The sequence below is a fragment of the Cupriavidus sp. SS-3 genome (assembly GCF_035818815.1).
GTDB lineage: Bacteria > Pseudomonadota > Gammaproteobacteria > Burkholderiales > Burkholderiaceae > Cupriavidus > Cupriavidus taiwanensis_C.
This window is the reverse complement of sequence record NZ_JAYLVT010000023.1, coordinates 94733-117752: the sequence shown is the minus strand read 5'-3', so window position 1 is coordinate 117752 and position 23020 is coordinate 94733. Positions and strand designations below refer to the sequence as shown.

Sequence of the window (23020 nt, the reverse complement as noted above, 5' to 3'; positions counted from 1 at the left end):
ACGCGCTCGGGCAAGATCATGCGCCGCCTGCTGCGGTCGCTGGCCAAGGGCGAAGAGATTACGCAGGACACCTCGACACTGGAGAATCCGGCCATCCTCGATCAGCTGAAACAGGCGCAGTAACCCCGCCGGTGACCCGGCTACCCGGAGCCGAGCCCTGAACCCGCCGCCGCGCACCCGCGCGCCGGCGGGTTTGTTACGATAGCTTCCCACCGACACGGACTGTCCCCTCATGCCCGAAGCCCAGGCGCGCTTTCGCCGACGGTTGCTGCTCTACTACGGCCTGTTCACGCTGGGGCTGTTCGGCTTCGTGGGGATGATGGGATTGCTGGAACGCTCCAATGCCGATGCGCTGTGGCTGGGCTACGTCTTCCTGTTCATCACCATCGCGATCTATGCCTGCATCGGGCTGATCTGCCGCACCTCGGACCTCAACGAGTACTACGTCGCGTCGCGGCGCGTGCCGGCGATGTTCAACGGCATGGCGATTGCCGCCGACTGGATGAGCGCGGCATCGTTCATCGGCCTGGCCGGCATCCTGTTTTCCTCGGGCTACGAAGGGCTGGCCTATGTGATGGGATGGACCGGCGGCTATTGCCTGGTGGCCTTCCTGCTGGCGCCATACCTGCGCAAGTACGGCGGCTATACCATCCCCGACTTCCTTGCCGCGCGCTACGGCAACGGCAAGCCCGGCGGCAACCTGCCGGTGCGCGCGATCGCGGTGCTGGCCGCCTCGCTTTGCTCGTTCGTCTACCTGGTGGCGCAGATCCAGGGCGTGGGGCTGGTGGTGACGCGCTTCATCGGCGTCGAATTTGCCGTCGGCATTTTCTTCGGCCTGGCGGGCATCCTGGTCTGCTCCTTCCTGGGCGGCATGCGCGCGGTCACGTGGACGCAGGTGGCGCAGTACATCATGATGATCGTGGCGTTCCTGGTCACGGTGTCGATGATCGCGTGGAAACACCACCAGGAACCGCTGCCGCAACTCAGCTACGGCACGCTGCTGACGCAGCTGGATGCCCGTGAACAGCAGCTGGAGCGCGAGCCGGCCGAGCGGGCAGTGCGCGACTACTACCGGCAGCAGGCCATCCTGCTGCAGGAGCGCATCGCGCGCTTGCCTGAGTCCTTCGCGCAGGAGCGCGACGCGCTGGATGCGCGCCTGCAGGACCTGCGCACGCGCAATGCGCCGCTGCGCGAGATCAAGGCGCTCGAGCGCGAACGGCTCGAATTCCCGCGCGATGCCGCCGCCGCGCAGCAGCAATGGCACCAGCAACGCGAAGAGGCACTGGCCCGCAGCCGCCATTCGATGTCGTCCACCGAACCCTATCCCGCGGCATCCGAGCAGGAGCGCAAGACCAAGCGGCTCAATTTCGTCCTGCTGGTGTTCTGCCTGATGGTGGGCACCGCCAGCCTGCCTCACATCCTGACGCGGCTCTACACCACGCCCTCGGTCAGGGAGACGCGCAACTCCGTGGCCTGGGCCGTGTTCTGCATCGCCTTGCTCTATGTCTCGGCACCCACGCTCGCGGCGCTGGTGAAGTACGAGTTCTTCGAGCACCTGGTCGGTACCCCGTACGCCGACCTGCCGCAGTGGGTGGTGCAATGGCGCAAGGTCGATCCACCGGTGTTCGGCATTCGCGACGTCAACGGCGACGGCATCGTGCAATGGGCCGAAATCCTGCTGCAGCCCGACATGATCGTGCTCGCCGCCCCGGAGATTGCCGGCCTGCCATACGTCATCTCGGGGCTGATCGCCGCCGGCGCGCTGGCCGCCGCGCTCTCGACGGCGGACGGCCTGCTGCTGACCATTGCCAACGCGCTTTCGCACGACGTCTTCTATCACATGGTCGACCGCCAGGCGAGCCACCAGCGGCGCGTCACCACCGCCAAGATCGTGCTGCTGGCCGTGGCACTGTTCGCCTCGTACGTCACATCGCTGCGCCCCGGCAATATCCTGTTCCTGGTCGGCGCCGCCTTCTCGCTGGCGGCCTCGAGCTTCTTCCCGGTCCTGATCCTGGGCATCTTCTGGCGCCGCACCACCGCCGCCGGCGCCTTCGCCGGCATGGTCGCCGGGCTGGGCGTGGCGGTGTACTACATCTTCGTCAACTATCCCTTCTTCACCCGCATGACCGGCATTTTCGGCAACCGCTGGTTCGGCGTGGATCCCATCGCCTCCGGCGCCTTCGGGGTTCCCGCGGGCTTCGCGGTAGCGATCGTGGTCAGCCTGCTGACGCCCCGCAACGCACCGGTGATCGACCGGCTGGTGACCTACCTGCGCAAGGGGTAGGGCAGGGTGGTGACGAGGTACTGGATTCGACCGGCAACTCTGCTATAATCGCGGACTTCCCGGAGAGATGGATGAGTGGTTTAAGTCGCACGCCTGGAAAGCGTGTATAGGTTAATAGCCTATCGGGGGTTCGAATCCCCCTCTCTCCGCCAGAACACCGAGCAAGACCATGCAAAGCCGCCCGTTCTCCGGGCGGCTTTTTCGTTTTCCGGGCCGGTCAACTGGCTTGGAGCGAGCCCGCGCAAGGGCTGCCGATTCTTCCGCGTCCCGGTTATGCTCTCGTCCCATGACCAATTTCACCTCCCATTTCGAAATCCGCCCCGCCTTGCCCTCGGACGCGCAAGCCGTGGAAGCGATCCTCATCGACACCTACCTCGGCACCTGGAAGCCGCAACTGGCTCCCGCCGCCGCAGCGGCGTTCGAACAGCAAGGCAAGACCCGCAGCTACGTCGAAGCACGATTGCAGGAATTCCGTGTTGCCTGCGTGGACGGCGTGCCGGCCGCGATGGTGGATTGGGAAAACAATTTCGTCTGGGCGCTGCATGTCGGCCGGGCCTGGCAGCGGATGGGGCTGGGCGGGGCGCTGCTGGCGCATGCGGAAGCCGAGATGGCGCGCGCCGGACATCGCGAGGCGCGGCTGGAGACGGATACGTTCAACCAGCAAAGCCGGGCATTCTATCGGCGCCACGGCTATGCCGAGATCGATTTCTATCCCGATGAAAGCTGGGACAGCGGCTTCACCACGGTGCTGCTGTCAAAGGCGCTGGCGCCGGCCTGATCGGGCCACTTTGCCGGAGTGGCGCGCGGCCGTGCTCATGCGTAGATTGCATGACCTTGCCGGGCCGCGCGTGAAAGAATCAGGCATCTCTTTCGAACTGCCCCCTGCAACCATGTCCGACCCCATCGTCCACCTCAACGGCACCCTGACCCCGCTCTCCGAGGCCCGCATCCCTGTGCTGGACCGCGGCTTTATCTTCGGCGACGGCATTTATGAGGTGATCCCGTATTACCACGGCAAGCCTTTCCGCGGCGCGCAGCACCTGGCGCGGCTGCACCGGAGCCTGGAGGGCATCGGCATTCCCGACCCGTACAGCGCCGCGCAGTGGCTGGAGCGTGTCGGCGAGGTGGTCAGGGCCAATGGCCTGTCGGATCAGCTGGTCTATATCCAGGTGACCCGTGGCGTGGCCAAGCGCACCCATGCCTTTCCGAAGGAGGTGGTGCCGACGGTGCTGATCATGACCAATCCGATGGCGCTGCCGTCGGCGCAGATGGTCGAGCAAGGTGTCGCGTGCGTGACCATGGAGGACCGGCGCTGGCTGAATTGCCAGATCAAGTCGACCTCGCTGCTCGGCAACGTGCTGGCGGCGCAGCATGCGGTGGAGCAGGGCGTGACCGAGGCGATCCAGTTTCGCGACGGCTGGCTGACCGAGGCGTCGGCGTCCAATGTGTGGGTGGTGCGCGATGGCCGCGTGTCGGCGCCGCCCAAGGACAACCTGATCCTGGAAGGCATCCGCTACGGCTTCATGGAAGAAATCTGCGAGGCGATGGGGATTGCGCTGGAGTCGCGCCGGATCGCCAGGGACGAGGTATTTGCCGCCGACGAGGTGCTGCTGTCGTCGGCCAGCAAGGAGTTGCTGCCGGTGGTCAGCATCGATGGCCGTCCGATCGGCAAGGGCGTGCCGGGGCCGGTGTTCGCGCGCCTGTACGCGGCTTACCAGGCGGCCAAGGCGGCGCTGTAAGTGCCTGGAAGGGTCTCCCGACGCGTGCTAGGATGCGTTGGGATTCAGCCAGGAGTCAGTCATGGCCAAGCGTGAGCGCGGCCGGCGTGCCTTGCAGGACGAGGTCGGCCGGCGTATCCAGCAGATCGATGAAATCGGCGAAGACGGTGCCAGGATCCGGGTGCCGGCACCGCAGCCCCATCCGCGCGACGCGCGCGGGCGCAACTGGGACATGGCCTTCGACAATCTGCACGGCTATGCCGCCAGTGTGCGCGCGGTGGTCGACAAGGTGCGCGACGAGTTCGACCTGAACGAGGCGCTGGAGAACCGCGCGCCCAATCCCTTCGGCGACTGAGCCGGCGGTCTAATCCACCGAAACGATGATGGCGACGCGCCGGTTCTCGGCGCGTCCCGCGGCGGTGCGGTTGTCCGCCACCGGGCGGGCCTTGCCCAGCCCGCGCACCTCGATGCTGTCGCGCGCAAAGCCGGCATCGGCCAGCAGCCTGGCCACGGCCTCGGCGCGCCGCACCGACAGCGACTGGTTGTAGTCCGCCGAGCCGGCGTCATCGGTATGGCCATCCACGCGCAGGCGCTCGATGCCCACGCCTCTCAGCGCCCGGCCGATGCGCTGCACATTGGCGGCGCGGTCCCCTTCGATCAGGTCTTCGTTGAAACCGAACAGCACCTTGTCGGTGAGGCCCAGCTCCCAGCCTTCGCCGGTCTGCATGAAGCCCTCCTGCTGCAAGACCGCCAGCTGCGCCGGCGACAGCCGGCCGGCGGGCGGCGTGGCCTGGCAGCCCGCCACGGCGAGGCTGGCCAGCATGACGGCGGCTACCCAGGCTTTCCATCTGGATGTGAGGCTTGTCGGGGGACGGCTTGCAAACATGTGGATTCTCACTGCGTGACGTCGAGGCGCGGCTCGGCGCTTTGCCAGATGCCGCCGGAGCGCCGCTTGGCGCCGTACATGGCGGCGTCGGCGGCGTGCAGCAGGGCCTGGCTGCCTTGCGCGTGGACCGGGAAGACGGCAAGTCCGATGCTGAGCGAGGCCTGCACCGAGCTGCCGTCGGGCAGGTCGATCGGGCGAGCCATCGCCTGCAGGATATGTTCGGCGATCTGGATGACGTCGGCCGGCGCGCGCAGCGCGGTGGCCAGCACCGCGAATTCGTCGCCGCCGATGCGCGCCACGGTGTCGCGGCCGCGCAGGCTGGCGCGGATGCGCTGGGCCACCGCGACCAGCACCGCGTCGCCCGCGGCATGGCCGTGGCGGTCGTTGACGTGCTTGAAATCGTCGCTGTCCAGGTACAGCACCGCGGCATATTCGTCGTTGGCGGCGGCGTGGCGCACCGCGTGCTCCAGCGCTTCGACGAAGGCGGCGCGGTTCAGCAGCCCGGTCAGGGCATCATGGTTGGCGCGGTGGGCGAGCGAGCGGTTTTCGTGCTGCATCTGGTTCTGCCAGGTCTGCAGTTCGTCGAGCAGGCCGTTGAAGTCATCGCTCAGGGCATTGAGCTCGGCGATGCTGGCCGGCGGCGTTCGCTGCGCGAAATCGCGCTGCGAACGCACTGCGTGCGCCACCCGCATCAGGTTGCGCAGCGGCTCGATGATCTGCACCAGCAGCCGGCTGGCCAGGTAGTGGGCGCCGACCGCGGTCAGCAGCAGGCAGGCCAGCAGCCCCAGCGCGCCTTGCAGCAGGAAGTGCAGCAGGTTGCGCGGGTCGCCGCTGACGCGCAGCGTGCCGACTTGCTGCGCCTGGTGCACGATGGGCTGCTCGACCGCATCGGTGCCCAGCCATTCGAGCAGCGCGTGGCGCAGGCCGGTCAGCGGGGCCTGGCCGGGGCGCTGCCATACCGCCAGCACGTGGTGGTCGCGGTCATAGACGGTGGCGCGGGCGATGTCTTCCGAGGCCGCGATCGCGGCCAGCGTTTCGGCGGTGGCCGCCTGGTCGCGGAACACCACCGGCGCTTCCAGCGTATAGGCGATCGAGCGTGCCACCAGCCGCACGTTGTGGTCGGCGTAGACACGCAGCGCGGTGACGCCGATCGCGGTCAGCGCCAGGCCCGCAGTGCATACCGCGATCAGCGCCACGCCCAGGTGGATACGGCGCAGCACGCTGTAGAGGGTGGGGCGCGCGCCTTGCCCGCGCACCGGCTGGCGCTGGCTCATGACGGCGCTCCCTTGCGGCGGCCGAGCTGCAGCACGCCGGGGTGCATATGCACGCCGCTGCGGGCGAGGGTATCGAGGTTGACGCGGAACGAGACCTGGTTGTCGCGGATGTTGAGGCAGAACATGCTGCCCACCTCGCACTCGAAGTCTTCTTCGGCGATGACCAGCACCGGGCGGCCGGTCAGCTCGGCCGACAGGCGCTTGCGGCGCGGTTCGTTCATGGTGCCCACGTACAGCGCATCGCACGCCGGGTGCAGCATCTCGGCCAGCACGTCGACCTGGCGGGTCTGCACGGTGCGGCCATTGGCGAGCGTGCCGCCTTCCTTGAGCCGGGCCGCATAGCGGCTGGCGTGATCGACGCACAGCCGCACCGGATCGCGCTCCACCGGCCAGCGCGCGTAGCCGAGCAGGCTGATGACGACGCGCGCGACCAGGTCGGCCCGTTGCGGCGCGGGCTGCGCGGTGACCGCCGGGGGCAGCATGGCCGGCAGCACTGCCAGCGTCACCGCCAGCAACAGCGCGGTCAGGCCGCGGCGCAGCAGCGGTCGTGCACGGGCAGCGGGCGGGGTTGGCGGGGGGCTGGCTGGGGCAGGCGCCATGGTCTGGAGCGAAGGGGGCGGGGCGGCCGGTTGCGGTGTTGTAGTCTGGCCGCGCGTATTGTCTGTGGCCGAGTTCCGGGCGGTCAAGCGTGCGGCTTTGCCGTGGCTCGGGCGAAAACGGGCGGCACGAGCGGGATGCTTCGGAGACCGGCTCGTGGCGCGGCGTGATACGAAATGTTTATCGGCCCCGCGGTTGCTTTCCTGAACCCCGCTGCGACCGCTGCTGCGCGCATGCCAGGCTTCGCCGTGGCGGACGCAACACTTAGAATGTGGCCATTGCCTCAATTCGTCCAACTCGCCCCCTGCCGCCATGATCGCCGATCCTCTTCTCCGCCTGCTGCACCTGACCGGCGTCGCCGTCTGGGTCGGCGGCATGTTCTTCGCCTACCTGTGCCTGCGGCCGGTGGCCGGCAACCTGCTGGAGCCGCCGCCGCGCCTGCGCCTGTGGCGCGGGGTGTTTGCCCGGTTCTTCCCGTGGGTATGGGCGTCGGTGGCGGCGATCCTGCTGAGCGGTGGCGCGATGATGGCGGCAGCTGGCATGGCGGGCGCACCACGCAACTGGCACCTGATGCTGGGCATCGGCCTCGTCATGGCGGGGATCTTCTGCTACGTCTGGTTCGGCCCCTACCGGGTGCTGGGCCGGGCCGTCGAGGCCCAGGACTGGCCAGCCGCCGGTGCCGCCCTGAACCGCATCCGGCAGGCGGTAGGGACCAACCTCGTGCTGGGGCTGGCCAATATCGCCGTGGCGACGCTGGGTCGCTGGCTTGCCTGAGCGGATCCGCGTCGGCTGGTCTTGTCACAACCACGCAAACGGAGAATTGCTATGCGCGTCCTCGCATGTGTTGCCGTCGCTGGTCTGACCGTGGCGGCCATCCCCGTCGCCGCCGCGGAAAATGGCACGCAGAATGGCGGCCTGAGCGCCGACTATGAGCGCTGCATGGACAAGGCCGTTTCGAACGCCGACATGCTCAACTGCGCGGCGCTGGAGTCGCGCGTGCAGGATACGGCGTTGAATCGCGCTTACCAGTCGCTGCTGCGGCGGCTGGAGGCGCCGCGCACCGGACAGTTGCGGGTGGCGCAGCGGGCCTGGCTGGATTACCGCCAGGCCAATTGCGCCTATGTCTCCAATCCTGCCGGCGGCAGCGCGGCGCGCGTGGCGGGCGCGTCCTGCCTGCTGGAGATGACCGCCGCGCGCGTGCGCGAATTGCGCGACTTCGCCACCGAGGCCGCCGGCCGGTGAGCTGGCGGGCCTTGTGCTAGAGTTGCCTGACCCCTGTGCTGCGGCACGTCTCAACCGGAGATGGATCATGGCAAACGAATCGCGCCACAACCTCAAGGCTTTCGTGCAGACCGCACCCCAGTCGGGGCGCTATGTGTGGGTCATCGCGCTGGTGGATTTCAGCGCGCAGCAGGTCAGGCGCGCGATCGTGTCGGACGATACCTTCACCACCTCCGATGCCGCGCGCGTTGCCGGCGAGGCCCAGCTCAAGGCGATGGCCGAGGATCACTAGCATCGCCCGCGCGCAAGCGGGGCTTGCACCGGGCTGTTGCGCGCCGGCATCCATGGCCGGCCGATATCGATTCTTGACTTGCCGGGGACTCACGGCGGACTAGACTATGGGCATGTTCCTCCACAAGAAAGGACTGCCATGTCGGATTGCGCGCTTCGCCCGGCCAGGGCCTTGCTGCTGGCCGCGTTGCTAGGTTCGGGCCTGACCCTCAGTGCGGGGTCGCTGGCCCAGGTCTCGGTCAATATCGCCATTGGCGTGCCGCCGCCGGCGCCGATCTACGAGGCCGCGCCCGCTCCGCGCGCCGGCTATGTCTGGATGCCCGGGTACTGGGACTGGGACGATCACCACCGCAAGCACGCCTGGAAGAAGGGCCGCTGGGAGCGCGAGCGCCCGGGCTATGTCTATGAGTCGCCGCGCTGGATCCAGGCGCGCGACGGCTGGGTGCTGGTGCCGGGTCGCTGGGACCAGGGCGGGTACAAGGACAAGGGCAAAAGCAACGGCAATCAAGGCCACGGCAACAAGGGCAACAAGGGCGGCCATTGCCCGCCCGGCCAGGCCAAGAAGGGCGAATGCTGACCGGCGCGCTGCCAGGCGCCGCGCGGTGACGCCGGACACCCCTGCCATGCTACGATCCCCGCCATGACACCCGCGCCCGCGCGGCGCATCGGCAGCGGATTCCGGAGGTAGCAATGGCAAGGCACGTCTTCACGCGCGCGCAGTATCTCGACATCCTCAACGACAGCCTGCGCAAGCATCCCGGCTGGCAGCCGGGCATGGCCTTCGTGTTCCTGCCGCCCGGCGCCGATGCCAGCCAGGCCACGGCGGTGGGCTGCACCGGCCCGATGGACGCGATACCGGTCTATGCGGAAATCCAGCGGGTGGCGGCCGAGCTGATCGAAGTCAGCGACGAATAGCCTAGGCACAGGCCTGCAACGGACACCACCACCGTAGCGCCGGCCGCGCCGGCGCCGCGGGTGCGTACAATACCGCCCTCTACAGACTTTCGGATATTGCCGTGAAGAAAACGGACCTGGAAAAAAACAAGGGCCTGAAGATCGCCAACAGCCTGAAGCAGGCGGCGGCGGGGCGGGGCGGCATTCCCGGCGCCGCGGCGCGTCCGGACCGGCGCGAGCAGCGCCGGCTGGACCAGGAGCAAGGCCTGGTGCCGTTCGCGTGCAAGCTCGACGGCGCGCTGGTGAAGCGCCTGCAGGCGCTGGCCGCCGATCACCCGGGCGGCATGACCGGGTTGCTCAATGAAGTGCTGGCCGGCGCGTTGCCGCCGGAACCGGGCCAGGCCTGAGCGCCGCGCGGCGGCCGCGCCGCCGCTGGCCCGGGCGTTGCTTCAGTCCTATTCCTCTTCGTCGAGGAACTCGCGGCGCAGCATCCAGTTGGCGATGGCTTCGTCGCAGATGCGCTTGAACTTCTGTTTGTCGGGCATCTTGTCGAACAGCTGGAAATTGACCAGCGCCATGCCGGCATCGGTGATGTAGAACATGCGGCTCGGGTCGTCATCGTGGACGATGCGGCCGTCGATGGCGTCTTCTTCGCTTTCGGCCGGCATGTCCTCCAGCTCGACCACGCGGCAGGTGAAGCGCGGGCTGCGGGTGTGGGTCAGGTACTCGAATTCGTCGTGCATGACCTCGCCGCCCTTGCCCGCGATCACGGCGAAGCCCCAGATAAAGCGGGGCATCGGCAGATCGGACAGATCTTCAATCTCGTCCATGGTGTTCTCCCTGATTCAATCCCCGCATTATCGCCCGGAACGCCGCGGCTTCAAAAGATGGCGCGGCCCGGGCCGTGCCGCGACCGTGCCCGCTACCTCCCGGCGTGGCAGTTGGCCAGCGCGGGCGGGGCGTTCTCGGCCTGCATCAGGTCGCGCAGCGTGCCTGACTCGCCCTTGGTCCACCATTCGTAGCGTCCGCCGACATAGCGCGCGCCGGACGCCGCCACCGTGCTGACCGCCAGCACCGGCTTGCCTTCGACGCGGAGCACCGCGGCCTGGTTGTCGGGGCTGTTGAAGTAGCGCACCGTCAGCGTCTTGCCGCCGTCGCACTGGTAACGCATGGTGCGCACCTCGGGAAAGCGCACGCCGTCGATGCCCGGCGCGCGGGCGGCGTAGGCCGTGGCGCTGGCGCAGAGCGCGGCCAGCAGGGCAACGATATGAATGCGGGACAGCGTCGGTCGATCGCGCATGGCGTGGTCTGGTCTGGTCGAAAGTTTGTGTTCGGGTGGATGGCGACAGCTCCGGCGAGCGATCAGCCGAGCATGTAGCCGGCCGCGAGCGTGCGGAAGCTCTCCACCTCGCGCGCCTGCCAGGCTGCATCCTCGGCAAGTTCTTCGGCCAGGATCGCGGCCACCGCCGGTGCCGCGTCAACGGCCGCGCGCGCGTCCAGGAACAGCGCGCGGTTGCGGCGCGCCAGCACGTCCTCGACCCGGCGCGCCAGCTCATGCCGGGCGGCAAAGCGCACATGGGCCTCGGTCAGTCCCGAGGCGCCGGCGAGCATCCGCTCGTGTCCCGGCAGCGCGCGCAGCAGGCCCAGCTCGTTGCCGTAGTAGCGGTCCGGCGAGCCCGAATCCGGCGGCGGCAGGTCGGCCGGCAAGCCGGCGGCGCCATGCAGCGGCAGCTCCGCGGTCACGCATGGCGCGGCGCGCACCATCTGGCGCTGGATCGCGGTCTCGATCACGTCTTCGGCCATCTTGCGGTAGGTGGTCCATTTGCCGCCGGTGACGGTAATCAGCCCGGCCCTGGACACCAGGATCGTATGCTCGCGCGACAGCGAAGCGGTGGAGGCCTCGCCAGTGGCCCGCACCAGCGGCCGCAGGCCGGCCCAGACGCTGGTGACGTCGGCGCGGGTGGGGTCCTTGGCCAGGTAGCGCGACGCCGTTTCCAGGATGAAATCGACATCGTCGGCCCCCGCATCGGGCTCCAGCGGCAGGTCGCGGCGCGGCGTGTCGGTGGTGCCGACGATGGTGTGGCCGTTCCACGGCACCACGAACAGCACGCGTCCGTCGTCGGTCTTGGGGATCAGGATGGCGCGCTCGCCGGGCAGGAAGCTGCGCGGCAGCGTCAGGTGCACGCCCTGGCTGGGCGCGACCATGGTGCGGGCATGCCCGTCTTCCATCTGGCGGATGGCATCGACCCACACGCCGGTGGCATTGATCACGCAATCGGCGCGCAACCGGAAGGTTGCGCCGCCGAGCACGTCCTGCACCGTCACGCCGCTGATCACGCCGCCTTGCTGGCTCAGCCCGGTCGCGCGCATGTAGTTGAGCGCGGTGCCGCCGACGTCGAACAGGGTCCGCATCAGCGCCACCGCCAGCCGCGCATCGTCGAACTGGCCGTCGAAATAAAGGTTGCCGCCGCGCAGCGGGCGACCGCCGACGTGCTCGGCCAGGTTGGGCGCGGCGGCCAGCACCTCGCGGTGGTTCAGCCAGCGGCTGCCGGACAGGTTGAGGTTGCCGGCCAGCATGTCGTAGAGCTTGAGGCCGATGCCGTAGAAGGGCTGGTCGAACATCTGGTAGGCCGGCACCACGAAGCCCAGCGGCCACACCAGGTGCGGCGCGTTGCGCGCCAGCAGGCCGCGCTCGTGCAGGGCCTCGCGTACCAGGCCGATATTGCCCTGCGCCAGGTAGCGCACGCCGCCATGCACCAGCTTGGTGGCCTTGCTCGAGGTGCCCTTGGCAAAGTCGGCGGCTTCGACCAGCAGCGTGCGGTAGCCGCGCGAGGCGGCATCGACGGCCGTGCCCAGGCCGGTGGCGCCGCCGCCGATGACGATCACGTCCCAGCGCGGCTCGCGCTCCAGGGTGGCGAGCAGGGCGGCGCGGCTGGGCGGCTGGATCGGGGTGGGAAGACTTTGCATGACGCTGGTGTGTGGTGGGTGCTGGCTGGAATGTTCGGATGGTCCGGACGTGGTGGCGCGGGGCGGGTTTGATCGACGCTCAGCCGTGGCCGGCGGCGGCGTCGTCATCGCGCGCCCAGTCGCGTGCGCGCTCGACCGCCCGGTGCCAGCGCGCGAGCCGGTGGCCGCGCTGGTCGGCCGACAGGTTGGGCTCGAAGCGCCGCTCCACCTGCCATTGCTGCGCGATCTGCACCGGGTCGCTCCAGTAGCCGGTGGCCAGGCCCGCCAGGTAGGCCGCGCCCAGCGCGGTGGTCTCGGTTACGCGCGGACGTACCACCGGGGTGCCGAGCAGGTCGGCCTGCATCTGCATCAGCAGGTCGCTGCGCGACGCGCCGCCGTCCACGCGCAGCTCGGCCAGCGCGATGCCGGCGTCCTTCTGCATGGCCTCGAGCACGTCCACGCTTTGCAGCGCGATCGATTCCAGCGCCGCGCGCGCGATCTGCGGCCTGCCGGTGCCGCGCGTCATGCCGACCAGCGTGCCGCGCGCAAAGGCGTCCCAGTGCGGCGCACCCAGCCCGGCAAAGGCCGGCACCAGCACCACGCCGCCGCTGTCGTCGCACTGGCGCGCCAGCGCCTCGGCCTCGGGCGCGCTCTGGATGATCTTGAGGCCGTCGCGCAGCCACTGGATGGTGGCGCCGCCCATGAACACGCCGCCCTCCAGGCAATACTGGGTCTGGCCGCGGTACTGCCAGCCGATGGTGGTCAGCAGCCGGTTATGCGACGTGACCGGCTGCGCGCCGGTATTCATCAGCAGGAAGCAGCCGGTACCGTAGGTGTTCTTGGCCATGCCGGGCACCAGGCAGGCCTGGCCGAAGGTGGCGGCCTGCTGGTCGCCGGCGATGCCGGCAATCGGGATCGGCATGCCGAACAGCCGCGCCGACGTGCGCGCGACCTCGCCGCTGGAGGGCACCACCTCTGGCAGCAGCGCGTGCGGGATGTCGAGCAGCGCCAGCAGCGCGTCGTCCCACTCGAAGCGGTGGATGTTGAACAGCATCGTGCGCGAGGCATTGGAGACATCGGTGACATGGCGCGCGCCGTCGGTCAGCTGCCAGATCAGCCAGCTGTCGACGGTGCCGAAGGCCAGTTCGCCGCGCTGCGCGCGCTCCCGCGCGCCTTCGATGTTGTCGAGCATCCAGCGCAGCTTGGTGCCGGAGAAATAGGCATCGATGACCAGGCCGGTCTTCTCGCGGAACAGCTCGCCGTGGCCGGCGGCCTGCAGCGCCTCGCACATCGGCGCGGTGCGGCGGTCCTGCCAGACCAGCGCGCGGCCGACCGGCTCGCCGGTCTTGCGGTCCCACAGCACGGTGGTCTCGCGCTGGTTGGTGATGCCGATGGCGCGCACCTGCGAGGCGCCGATGCCGGCGTCGGCCAGCACCGTGTGCGCCACCGCCAGCTGCGATTGCCAGATCTCGTAAGGGTCGTGCTCGACGTGGCCGGGATGTGGGTAATATTGGCGGAACTCGCGCTGCGCCAGCCGCACCACGTTGCCGGCATGGTCGAACAGGATGGCGCGCGAGCTGCTGGTGCCCTGGTCGAGCGCCAGCACGTATTGCGGCTCGGCGGGAAGCTGGGACGGGGCAGGGCGCTGCGCCTGCGCGGCGGGCTGGTTCATGCGTTCGATCCTGACAATGACAATGCGCGCCGGCGTGGCCGGTGCATGGAATCCTGATGGCTGAAACATCTTCTTTGCCGGCGGCCGGGGCCACCGCACGGATCGCCGCCTCGCTGGCGGCGCGCAGCGGCTTCGATGCCGCCGCCAGGCTGCGCCTGATGGCCGACGGCCGCCAGGTCGGCTGGCTGCCGCGCGCGCATGCCGGCATCCTGCGCGGTATCGACATCGGCCCTGGCGCCGTGCTGGGCCCGGAGCAGGCGCTCGCCGATGGCTCCGTGGCGGTGGCCTTGCTGCCCGGCCGCGACGATTTCGAGGCGCGCAGCGCCGCGCTGCAGGCGCTGGCCCGCCAGCTGGCCGACGCCGGCCATGTGCGCGGCTGGCGCGACGAGCTGTTCGCCGTCACCGCCGCGCTGGATGCGCCGTCGGTCGCGGTGGTGGAGCGCGCCGCGGCGCGCTTCCTCGGGCTGCTGACCTTTGCCTCGCACCTGAACGGCATCGTCGACGGCGCCGCGGGCGACCAGCCCGCCCTGTGGATCTCGCGCCGCAGCCCGGCCAAGGCCGTCGACCCCGGCATGTGGGACAACCTGGTCGCCGGCGGCATGCCCCACGGCAGCGATCCGCTGGCGACGCTGGTGCGCGAGTGCGAGGAAGAGTCTGGCATCCCGCCCGCGCTGGCGCGTGGCGTGCAGGCGCACGGCATGATCGAGGTGCTGCGCGACCTGCCCGAAGGCGTGCAGTGGGAGCAGGTCTATGTCTACGACCTGCTGCTGCCGCCGGACTTCATTCCGCACAACCAGGACGGCGAGGTCAGCGAGCACCGGCGCGTCGGGCTGGCGCCATTGCTTGCTATCATGTCGGCCGGCGCCATGACGGTCGATGCGACACTGGTGACGCTGGATGCCCTTGGACGGCGTGGCTGGCTCGAGGCCGGCCTCCACGACTGAGCCGCCGCAGGGTCCATCGCCGCTTGTCCCGGTATTGCCTGCCGTATTGACCTTTGCACGGACCGAGCCCCCCTGGCTTTCCCGGCCTTGCGCCGCGCCACCCAGACAGAACCACACACCATGAGCAACACCGGATTCATCCTGACCCTCTCGTGCCCTGACCAGCCGGGCATCGTCCACGCTGTCTCGGGCCTGCTGTTCCAGCACGGCTGCAATATCGTCGACTCCGACCAGTACGGGGACGAGTACGCGGGCCGCTTCTTCATGCGCGTGCATTTCACCCCGGCCGCCGGTGGTCCCGACCTGACCACGCTGAAGGCCGCGTTCGCGCCGGTGGGCGACCAGTTCGGCATGCAGTGGGAGCTGAACGACGCCACGGTGAAGCCGCGCGTGATGATCATGGTGTCGAAGATCGGCCATTGCCTGAACGACCTGCTGTTCCGTGCCAAGGCGGGCGGGCTGCCGGTGGAGATCGCGGCCATCGTCTCGAACCACCGCGACTTCTACCAGCTGGCGGCGTCGTACGACGTGCCGTTCTTCCACCTGCCGCTGATGAACGCGTCGGCGGAGCAGAAGGCCGCGCAGGAAGCGCGCGTGTTCGACGTGGTGCAGGAGCAGAAGATCGACCTGGTGGTGCTGGCGCGCTACATGCAGGTGCTGTCCGACGACCTGTGCCGCAAGCTGGCCGGCCGCGCGATCAATATCCACCATTCGTTCCTGCCCAGCTTCAAGGGCGCCAAGCCGTACTACCAGGCGCACGACCGCGGCGTGAAGCTGATCGGTGCCACCGCCCACTACGTCACCGCCGACCTCGACGAAGGTCCGATCATCGAGCAGGAGATCGAGCGCGTGGACCACAGCATGGACCCCGACCAGCTCACCGCCGTCGGCCGCGACGTCGAATGCGTGGCGCTGGCGCGCGCGGTCAAGTGGCATGCCGAACACCGCATCCTGCTGAACGGCCACAAGACCGTGGTGTTCAAGTAATCCTTTCCTGTGCCCTTGGTTTGCTCCCTTCTCCCGCTTGCGGGAGAGGGGCCAAGGGCGAGGGCAGGCCTGCGCCAGAACCAACGCGCCAGGCACTGCCGGCACGCTCAGTGGCGCCACTGCCGACACGGCAGCAGCAGCGCTTGTCCCGCAATCACTCCCGCTCCGCCACCACACACTTCACCCCACTGTCGGCCAGGATCTGATCGAACGGCGCCGCCAGCGGCGCGTCGGTAAACAGCCGGTCCACCTGCGACACATGCGCCAGCTCGACCATGGCCTGGCGGTTGAACTTGCTGGCGTCCGCCGCCAGCCAGACCTCGCGTGAATGCTCGATGATGGTCCGCGCCACCTTGACCTCGCGGAAGTCATAGTCGCGCAGCGTGCCGTCGGCTTCGATGCCCGAGATGCCGATCAGCCCGATATCGACCTTGAACTGGCGGATGAACTCCACCGTGGCCTCGCCGACGATGCCGCGATCGCGCGAGCGCAGCACGCCGCCGGCGACGATGACTTCGCAATCGGGGTTGTCGGCCAGGATATTGGCCACGTGCAGGTTGTTGGTGATCACGCGCAGGCCGCGATGGTGCACCAGGCCGCGCGCGATCTCTTCCACCGTGGTGCCGATGTTCAGGATCAGCGAGCACCCCTCGGGCACTGCCGCCGCCACCGCGCGCGCGATGCGCGCCTTGCCTTCGGCATTGAGCACCTGCCGCTGCCGGTAGGCGATGTTCTCGGTGGTGGAGTCTTCCACCCGCACCCCGCCGTGGAAGCGCGCCAGCATGCCGTTCTCGGCCAGCATGTTGACATCGCGGCGCACCGTCTGAAGCGTGACGCCGAACTTGCGCGCAAGTTCGTCGATGGAGGCAAAGCCCTGGGTGCGGACTTCTTCCAGCAGGGCCGTCTGGCGGGGATTGAGGGTCATGCGGGGATTCTAGTTCAAACACAAACGAAAACAAAATGATGCGGTGCACTATTGTTTTATGTTCGTTTTGTTGCTAAAACGAGCGTGAAGCCAAGATTGGTGCGCCTGCATCGAACGCATGCCGTATGTCGGCAGCGTCATCGGCCGGCAGCATATCGAACATGGAGGCCGGATGCAGCTACGTTTGGAAGGCGTCGCACAGCAGGCAGGTTCGCAGGCGTATCTGTATCCGCTGACGCTGGCCCTGGTTCCCGGCGCGGTCACCATCCTGCTGGGCGCGACGCAGGCGGGCAAGACTTCGCTGATGCGGGTCATGGCGGGGCTGGACCGGCCCAGCGCCGGGCGCGTGCTGGTCGACGGCGACGACGTCACCGGCATGCCGGTGCGCGAGCGCAATGTGTCGATGGTCTACCAGCAGTTCATCAACTACCCGTCGCTCAGGGTCTTCGACAACATTGCTTCGCCGCTACGGCTGCGGCGCAAGGCCGCAGCCGGCGAGATCGCCGCGCGCGTGCGCGAGCTGGCCGCGCGGCTGCATATCGACCACCTGCTGGAGCGCTATCCGGCCGAGCTGTCCGGCGGCCAGCAGCAGCGCGTGGCGCTGGCCCGCGCGCTGGCCAAGGAAGCCCCGCTGATGCTGCTGGACGAGCCGCTGGTCAACCTGGACTACAAGCTGCGTGAGGAACTGCGCGAAGAGCTGACCCAGCTGTTTGCGCACGGCGACGCCACCGTGATCTACGCCACCACCGAGCCCGGCGAGGCCCTGCTGCTGGGCGGGCACACCGCGGTGCTCGATGCCGGCGAGCTGCTGCAGTACGGCCCCACGCCACAGGTCTTCCACTATCCCGATTCGCTGCGCGTGGCGCGCGCCTTCAACGATCCGCCGATGAACCTGGTTGAGGGCCGGCTGGAGGGCGGCAAGGTGGCTTTGCCGGGAGGGATCGAGGTGCCCGTGCCTGGCGTGGCGGCGCACGACGGCCCGGTCACGCTTGGCGTGCGCGCCTCCGCGTTGCGCCTGACGGGCGAGGCCGGCGCGGTCGCCGTGCCGGGCCGCGTGGCGCTGGCCGAGTTGTCGGGGTCGGACACCTTCGTCCACGCCGCTACGTCGGTGGGCAACCTGGTGGCGCAGTTCGCGGGCGTGCTCGACCTGCAGCTGGGCGCGCCGGTGACGCTGCATCTGCTGCCCGAACAGCTCTACCTGTTCGACGCCGACGGGCGCCGCATCCATGCGCCGCGCCGGCCCGGCGGCCTCGCCGCCGAGGTGCCCGGCGGCACCGCGGCGGCAGGAGGCTGAGACATGGCGCGCATCGACCTGGACCTGGCGCACTCGTACGTGCCCGATCCGCGCACCGACGACGACTACGCGCTGCTGCCGCTGCGCTTCACCTTTGAAGACGGCGGCGCCTATGCGCTGCTGGGCCCGTCCGGCTGCGGCAAGACCACGCTGCTGAACTGCATTTCCGGGCTGCTGCGGCCTTCGCACGGCACCATCGCCTTCGACGGACGCGACGTCACCGGCGCCACGCCGCAGGCGCGCAATATCGCCCAGGTGTTCCAGTTCCCGGTGATCTACGACACCATGACCGTCGGCGAAAACCTGGCCTTCCCGCTGCGCAACCGCGGCGTGCCGGAAGCCCAGGTGCGCGAGCGGGTCGGCCGCGTTGCCGAGATGCTGGACCTGTCGGCGACGCTCGGGCGCCGCGCCAGCGGCCTGGCCGCCGATGCCAAGCAGAAGATCTCGCTCGGGCGCGGGCTGGTGCGCCAGGACGTGTCGGCCATCCTGTTCGACGAGCCGCTCACGGTGATCGACCCGCAGCTCAAATGGCAGCTGCGGCGCAAGCTCAAGGAGATCCACCACGAGTTTCGCCTGACGCTGATCTACGTGACCCACGACCAGACCGAGGCGCTGACCTTTGCCGACCAGGTGGTGGTGATGTCGCGCGGCAAGGCGGTGCAGGTGGGGCCGGCCGACGCGCTGTTCGAGCGGCCCGCGCATACCTTCGTCGGTCACTTTATCGGCTCGCCCGGCATGAACTTCCTGTCCGGGCAATGGCGCGACGGCGCGATCGACGTGGCCGGGCGGCGCTATCTGCCGTCGCTGGCGCCACCGGTGGAAGCGGCGCTGCGCGCGGCCGGCAGCTTCCGCATCGGGGTCCGCCCGGAATACCTGCAACTGGCGCCCGAGCGCGACACCCAGGCGGTGCCGGTGCAGGTGCAGCGCGCGCAGGACATCGGCACCTACTGGCTGCTGACCGGCGCGGTGCAGGAGGCGGGCGCGCAGGCCGGCACGCTGCGCGCGCGGCTGGGCGCCGAGGCGGCCGGTCTGCGCGCGGGCGACACGGCATGGCTGTCGGTGTTCAACCGGCATACCTGCTACTACGTCAACGAGGAGCTGGTGTCATGAAACCGGTCAACCAGAAGGCCTGGCTGCTGGTGCTGCCGGTGGTGGTGTGCGTGGCGTTCTCCGCCATCCTGCCGCTGATGACCATCGTCAATTACTCGGTGCAGGACATCATCTCGCCCGAGCGGCGCGTGTTCGTCGGCACCGAATGGTTCCGCACGGTGCTGCGCGACGGCGAGCTGCACGACGCGCTGCTGCGCCAGCTCGGCTTCTCGCTGGCGGTGCTGCTGGTGGAGATTCCGCTGGGCATCCTGCTGGCGTTGTCGATGCCGGCCCGGGGCTGGAAGGCGTCGGCGGTGCTGGTGATCATCGCGCTGTCGCTGCTGATTCCCTGGAACGTGGTCGGCACCATCTGGCAGATCTTTGGCCGCACCGACATCGGCCTGCTGGGCGCGGCGCTGGAGGGGCTCGGCTTCGACTACAACTACACCGGCAGCGCCTTCGATGCCTGGATCACGGTGCTGGTGATGGACGTCTGGCACTGGACGCCGCTGGTGGCGCTGCTGTGCTATGCCGGCCTGCGCGCGATCCCCGACGCCTACTACCAGGCCGCGCAGATCGACGGCGCCTCGCGCCTGGCGGTGTTCCGCTTTATCCAGCTGCCCAAGCTGCGCGGGGTGCTGATGATCGCGGTGCTGCTGCGCTTCATGGACAGCTTCATGATCTACACCGAGCCGTTCGTGCTGACCGGCGGCGGGCCGGGCAACGCCACCACGTTCCTGTCGCAATACCTGACCCAGAAGGCCGTTGGCCAGTTCGACCTGGGTCCCGCGGCGGCATTTTCCATCGTCTACTTCCTGATCATCCTGCTCATGTGTTTCATCCTCTACAACTGGATGCAGCGCGCGGGCACCGCCGGCAGCGAGGACATGCCCCATGGCTGAGATCTCTTCGGCAGTCCCCGCGGTGATCCCCACCGCGATCCCGGCGCAGGCCAACCGCGCCGCCTGGTGGCGCGCCGGCTTCCTGCTGGCTTACCTGGTGTTCGCGATCGTGCCGATCTACTGGATGGTCAACATGTCGTTCAAGACCAACGAGGAGATCGTCTCGACGCTGTCGCTGTGGCCGGGCCAGTTCACGCTCGAGCACTACAAGACCATCTTCACCGATCCGTCCTGGTATTCGGGCTACCTCAACTCGATGATCTACGTGGCGATGAACACCGTGATCTCGATCGGCGTGGCGCTGCCGGCCGCCTACGCCTTTTCGCGCTACCAGTTCATCGGCGACAAGCACGTGTTCTTCTGGCTGCTGACCAACCGCATGACGCCGCCGGCGGTGTTCCTGCTGCCGTTCTTCCAGCTCTACAGCACCATCGGGCTGATGGATACCCACCTGGGCGTGGCGCTGGCGCACCTGGTCTTCAACGTGCCGCTGGCGGTGTGGATCCTGGAGGGCTTCATGTCGGGCGTGCCGCGCGAGATCGACGAGACGGCCTATGTCGACGGCTACTCGTTCCCGCGCTTTTTCCTGACTATCTTCCTGCCGCTGATCAAGGCCGGGGTGGGCGTGGCCGCGTTCTTCTGCTTCATGTTCAGCTGGGTCGAGCTGCTGCTGGCGCGCACGCTGACCTCGGTCAACGCCAAGCCCATCGTCGCCACCATGACGCGCACGGTGTCGGCATCGGGCATGGATTGGGGCGTGCTGGCCGCGGCCGGGGTGCTGACCATCGTACCCGGCGGCATCGTGATCTGGTTCGTGCGGCACTACATCGCGAAGGGCTTCGCGATGGGCCGCGTTTAACGCAGGCCTTCGCAAGGAGACGGCGCCAATGCTGAGCTGGATGGTATGGACCACACCGGTGGCGGTGTTCTTTGGCTGCATCGTGGTGATGCTGATCGGCATGACGATCCTGGAAATCCGCTCGCCGTCGGTGCTGCGCAAGGGCTTCCTGCCAATCGCCACCACCCGCGGCGACCGGCTCTTCATCGGGCTGATGTGCGCGGCGTGGATCAACCTGGCGTGGGTCGGGCTGGGCGAAAAGGTCGCCGCTTGGCTGGCGCTGCCGGAAGAGCCCTCGGTGTGGATCAGCTTCGTGGCTTCGATGCTGGTGCTGGCGCTGATCCTGCGCAAGGGCTAGCGCCGCTGCCGGCCGGCATTGGCCAGCAATAGCAAGCAATAACGGGAAACGCGGCTTGTCCCCACCCCGGGGCCGCCACCCAGACCACGACCGGGGCAGGGGATTCTTGAGGAGACACCGATGAAAGTGCACGTGACGTTGGGGATGTCAGCCCTTGCCTGCGCGGCCGCGCTGGCTTGCGGCGCCGCCTGGGCGGGCGAAGCGGAAGCGAAGAAGTGGATCGACAACGAATTCCAGCCCTCGTCGCTGTCCAAGGACAAGCAGGCTGCGGAGATGAAGTGGTTCATCGATGCCGCCGCCCGGCTCAAGGCCAAGGGCGTCACGCAGATCAACGTGGTGTCGGAGACCATCACCACGCACGAGTACGAATCCAAGACCCTGGCCAAGGCGTTCGAGGAGATCACCGGCATCAAGGTCAACCATGACCTGATCCAGGAAGGCGACGTGGTGGAGAAACTGCAGACCTCGATGCAGTCAGGCAAGTCGATCTATGACGGCTGGATCTCCGACTCCGACCTGATCGGCACGCACTACCGCTATGGCTCGATCCTGCCGCTGACCGACTACATGAACGGCGCCGGCAAGGAATGGACCAATCCCGGGCTGGATGTGAAGGACTTCATCGGCACCAAGTTCACCACCGCGCCGGATGGCAAGCTGTACCAGCTGCCTGACCAGCAGTTCGCCAACCTGTACTGGTTCCGCGCCGACTGGTTCGCGCGCAAGGACCTGCAGGACAAGTTCAAGGCCAAGTACGGCTACGACCTGGGCGTGCCGACCAACTGGTCCGCCTATGAGGACATCGCCAATTTCTTCACCAACGACGTGAAGGAGATCGACGGCAAGAAGGTCTACGGCCACATGGACTACGGCAAGAAGGACCCCTCGCTGGGCTGGCGCTTCACCGACGCCTGGCTGTCGATGGCCGGCACCGCCGACAAGGGCCTGCCCAACGGCATGCCGGTGGACGAGTGGGGCATCCGCGTGGCCGAGGACAAATGCACGCCGGTCGGCGCCTCGGTGGCGCGGGGTGGCGCCACCAACAGTCCGGCGGCGGTCTACGCGCTGACCAAGTACATCGACTGGATGAAGAAGTACGCCCCGCCGCAGGCGATGGGCATGACCTTCTCCGAGGCCGGCCCCGTGCCCGCGCAAGGGCAGGTGGCGCAGCAGATCTTCTGGTACACGGCCTTTACCGCCGACATGACCAAGAAGGGCCTGCCGGTCGTCAACGCCGACGGCTCGCCCAAGTGGCGCATGGCGCCGTCGCCGTATGGGCCGTACTGGAAGCAGGGCATGCAGAATGGCTACCAGGACGTGGGCTCGTGGACCTTCTTCAAGAACACCGATCCCAACAAGCTGGCCGGGGCCTGGCTGTACGCGCAGTTCGTGACCTCGAAGACGGTATCGCTGAAGAAGTCGCTGACCGGGCTCACCTTTATCCGCGACAGCGACATCCATCACGACTACCTGACCAAGAACGCGGCCAAGTATGGCGGCCTGGTCGAGTTCTACCGCAGCCCCGCGCGCGTGGCCTGGACCCCGACCGGCACCAACGTGCCGGACTATCCGAAGCTGGCGCAGCTGTGGTGGAAGAACGTGGCCACCGCGGTGACCGGCGAGAAGACGCCGCAAGCCGCGATGGACACGCTCGCCGATGAGATGGACCAGGTCATGGCGCGGTTGCAGCGCGCCGGCATGAGCCACTGCGCGCCCAAGCTGAATGCGAAGGGCGATCCGGGCAAGTGGCTGTCGAACGACCACGCGCCGTGGAAGAAGCTCGCCAACGAGAAGCCCAAGGGCGAGACCATCCCTTACGACAAGCTGCTGCAGGCGTGGAAGGAAGGGCAGGTGCGCTGAGGGGTTTGAGGCTGCGGCGAACGTCGGGCCCTGATTAGCC

26 protein-coding genes and 1 tRNA gene are annotated in these 23020 nt (G+C 68.2%); 19 read left to right on the top strand and 8 right to left on the bottom strand.

Annotated elements, in window-relative coordinates; genetic code table 11:
- The first annotated feature begins 232 nt into the window (after positions 1-232).
- The 5 genes from U9J39_RS26370 (at position 233) to U9J39_RS26350 (ending at position 4357) form a co-directional block, all read left to right on the top strand.
- On the top strand, positions 233-2284 hold the full coding sequence (locus tag U9J39_RS26370; RefSeq protein ID WP_115710116.1) for a VC_2705 family sodium/solute symporter: 2052 nt from the start codon (positions 233-235) through the stop codon (positions 2282-2284).
- Between the two features lie 61 nt (positions 2285-2345).
- Positions 2346-2436, top strand: a tRNA-Ser gene (locus U9J39_RS26365).
- 134 nt (positions 2437-2570) lie between these two features.
- A complete protein-coding gene (locus tag U9J39_RS26360) occupies positions 2571-3062 on the top strand; it encodes a GNAT family N-acetyltransferase (RefSeq protein ID WP_115710115.1) in 492 nt (163 codons plus the stop codon).
- A gap of 112 nt (positions 3063-3174) precedes the next feature.
- Positions 3175-4023: a D-amino acid aminotransferase gene (locus U9J39_RS26355; RefSeq protein ID WP_115710114.1), complete on the top strand. Its 849-nt coding sequence runs from the start codon at positions 3175-3177 to the stop codon at positions 4021-4023.
- A 61-nt stretch (positions 4024-4084) separates the two neighbouring features.
- Positions 4085-4357, top strand: a complete 273-nt coding sequence (locus U9J39_RS26350; RefSeq protein WP_115680608.1) for a hypothetical protein — start codon at positions 4085-4087, stop codon at positions 4355-4357.
- Between the two features lie 9 nt (positions 4358-4366).
- Here U9J39_RS26350 and U9J39_RS26345 read toward each other — a convergent pair whose 3' ends face one another.
- Genes U9J39_RS26345 through U9J39_RS26335 form a run of 3 tightly spaced genes read right to left on the bottom strand, consistent with a single transcriptional unit; the run spans position 4367 to position 6761 of the window.
- Positions 4367-4888, bottom strand: a complete 522-nt coding sequence (locus U9J39_RS26345) for an OmpA family protein (RefSeq protein ID WP_116312774.1) — start codon at positions 4886-4888, stop codon at positions 4367-4369.
- An 8-nt stretch (positions 4889-4896) separates the two neighbouring features.
- The gene (locus tag U9J39_RS26340) at positions 4897-6162 is read right to left on the bottom strand and encodes a diguanylate cyclase domain-containing protein (protein WP_326348528.1); all 1266 of its coding nucleotides are present in this window, start codon (positions 6160-6162) and stop codon (positions 4897-4899) included.
- Positions 6159-6761, bottom strand: coding sequence for a YfiR family protein (locus U9J39_RS26335; protein ID WP_115710111.1), 603 nt, complete (start codon positions 6759-6761; stop codon positions 6159-6161). The genes U9J39_RS26340 and U9J39_RS26335 overlap by 4 nt, the downstream gene beginning before the upstream one ends.
- Before the next feature lie 310 nt (positions 6762-7071).
- On the opposite strand from U9J39_RS26335, the gene U9J39_RS26330 reads away from it, so the two are divergent.
- The 6 genes from U9J39_RS26330 to U9J39_RS26305 all read left to right on the top strand — a co-directional run bounded on the left by U9J39_RS26330 (position 7072) and on the right by U9J39_RS26305 (position 9572).
- Complete coding sequence (locus U9J39_RS26330; RefSeq protein WP_116312773.1) at positions 7072-7533, top strand: CopD family protein; 462 nt, start codon at positions 7072-7074, stop codon at positions 7531-7533.
- A gap of 51 nt (positions 7534-7584) precedes the next feature.
- Positions 7585-8001 carry a lysozyme inhibitor LprI family protein gene (locus tag U9J39_RS26325; RefSeq protein WP_115710109.1) on the top strand — a complete coding sequence of 139 codons (417 nt, stop codon included), beginning with the start codon at positions 7585-7587 and terminating at the stop codon, positions 7999-8001.
- A gap of 67 nt (positions 8002-8068) precedes the next feature.
- Complete coding sequence (locus U9J39_RS26320) at positions 8069-8272, top strand: hypothetical protein (protein ID WP_092309492.1); 204 nt, start codon at positions 8069-8071, stop codon at positions 8270-8272.
- 138 nt (positions 8273-8410) lie between these two features.
- Positions 8411-8848, top strand: coding sequence for a YXWGXW repeat-containing protein (locus U9J39_RS26315; RefSeq protein WP_115710108.1), 438 nt, complete (start codon positions 8411-8413; stop codon positions 8846-8848).
- A 113-nt stretch (positions 8849-8961) separates the two neighbouring features.
- On the top strand, positions 8962-9186 hold the full coding sequence (locus U9J39_RS26310) for a hypothetical protein (RefSeq protein WP_012353266.1): 225 nt from the start codon (positions 8962-8964) through the stop codon (positions 9184-9186).
- Between the two features lie 101 nt (positions 9187-9287).
- The gene (locus tag U9J39_RS26305) at positions 9288-9572 is read left to right on the top strand and encodes a hypothetical protein (RefSeq protein ID WP_115710104.1); all 285 of its coding nucleotides are present in this window, start codon (positions 9288-9290) and stop codon (positions 9570-9572) included.
- 48 nt (positions 9573-9620) lie between these two features.
- Here the strand turns inward: U9J39_RS26305 and U9J39_RS26300 are convergent, their stop codons facing one another.
- From U9J39_RS26300 to glpK, 4 genes are all read right to left on the bottom strand, one after another.
- Complete coding sequence (locus tag U9J39_RS26300; RefSeq protein WP_326348527.1) at positions 9621-9995, bottom strand: hypothetical protein; 375 nt, start codon at positions 9993-9995, stop codon at positions 9621-9623.
- Positions 9996-10087: 92 nt separating this feature from the next.
- Positions 10088-10465 carry an MliC family protein gene (locus U9J39_RS26295; RefSeq protein WP_116312771.1) on the bottom strand — a complete coding sequence of 126 codons (378 nt, stop codon included), beginning with the start codon at positions 10463-10465 and terminating at the stop codon, positions 10088-10090.
- 62 nt (positions 10466-10527) lie between these two features.
- The gene (locus U9J39_RS26290; RefSeq protein WP_115710100.1) at positions 10528-12132 is read right to left on the bottom strand and encodes a glycerol-3-phosphate dehydrogenase/oxidase; all 1605 of its coding nucleotides are present in this window, start codon (positions 12130-12132) and stop codon (positions 10528-10530) included.
- A gap of 79 nt (positions 12133-12211) precedes the next feature.
- Entirely contained in the window at positions 12212-13783 is a 1572-nt protein-coding gene (gene glpK, locus U9J39_RS26285) for a glycerol kinase GlpK (RefSeq protein WP_115710098.1), read from the bottom strand.
- Between the two features lie 56 nt (positions 13784-13839).
- Here glpK and U9J39_RS26280 point away from each other — a divergent pair, with 56 nt between their 5' ends.
- Both U9J39_RS26280 and purU read left to right on the top strand, forming a co-directional pair.
- Positions 13840-14727: an NUDIX hydrolase gene (locus U9J39_RS26280; RefSeq protein WP_115710096.1), complete on the top strand. Its 888-nt coding sequence runs from the start codon at positions 13840-13842 to the stop codon at positions 14725-14727.
- 120 nt (positions 14728-14847) lie between these two features.
- Entirely contained in the window at positions 14848-15714 is an 867-nt protein-coding gene (gene purU / locus U9J39_RS26275; RefSeq protein WP_111517592.1) for a formyltetrahydrofolate deformylase, read from the top strand.
- Between the two features lie 154 nt (positions 15715-15868).
- Here purU and U9J39_RS26270 read toward each other — a convergent pair whose 3' ends face one another.
- Positions 15869-16639 carry a DeoR/GlpR family DNA-binding transcription regulator gene (locus U9J39_RS26270; RefSeq protein WP_111517593.1) on the bottom strand — a complete coding sequence of 257 codons (771 nt, stop codon included), beginning with the start codon at positions 16637-16639 and terminating at the stop codon, positions 15869-15871.
- 172 nt (positions 16640-16811) lie between these two features.
- Between U9J39_RS26270 and U9J39_RS26265 the strand changes: the two genes are divergently transcribed.
- From U9J39_RS26265 to U9J39_RS26240, 6 genes are all read left to right on the top strand, one after another.
- Positions 16812-17933, top strand: a complete 1122-nt coding sequence (locus U9J39_RS26265; RefSeq protein ID WP_326348525.1) for an ABC transporter ATP-binding protein — start codon at positions 16812-16814, stop codon at positions 17931-17933.
- Between the two features lie 3 nt (positions 17934-17936).
- A complete protein-coding gene (locus tag U9J39_RS26260; protein WP_115710092.1) occupies positions 17937-19043 on the top strand; it encodes an ABC transporter ATP-binding protein in 1107 nt (368 codons plus the stop codon).
- Positions 19040-19924, top strand: a complete 885-nt coding sequence (locus U9J39_RS26255; protein ID WP_115680594.1) for a carbohydrate ABC transporter permease — start codon at positions 19040-19042, stop codon at positions 19922-19924. The genes U9J39_RS26260 and U9J39_RS26255 overlap by 4 nt, the downstream gene beginning before the upstream one ends.
- Positions 19917-20783, top strand: coding sequence for a carbohydrate ABC transporter permease (locus tag U9J39_RS26250; protein ID WP_092309462.1), 867 nt, complete (start codon positions 19917-19919; stop codon positions 20781-20783). Before U9J39_RS26255 ends, U9J39_RS26250 begins: the two co-directional genes overlap by 8 nt.
- 28 nt (positions 20784-20811) lie before the next feature.
- Positions 20812-21120 carry a DUF2160 domain-containing protein gene (locus tag U9J39_RS26245; RefSeq protein WP_111517597.1) on the top strand — a complete coding sequence of 103 codons (309 nt, stop codon included), beginning with the start codon at positions 20812-20814 and terminating at the stop codon, positions 21118-21120.
- Positions 21121-21240: 120 nt separating this feature from the next.
- Positions 21241-22980, top strand: coding sequence for an ABC transporter substrate-binding protein (locus tag U9J39_RS26240; protein WP_373429509.1), 1740 nt, complete (start codon positions 21241-21243; stop codon positions 22978-22980).
- Positions 22981-23020 lie beyond the last annotated feature (40 nt).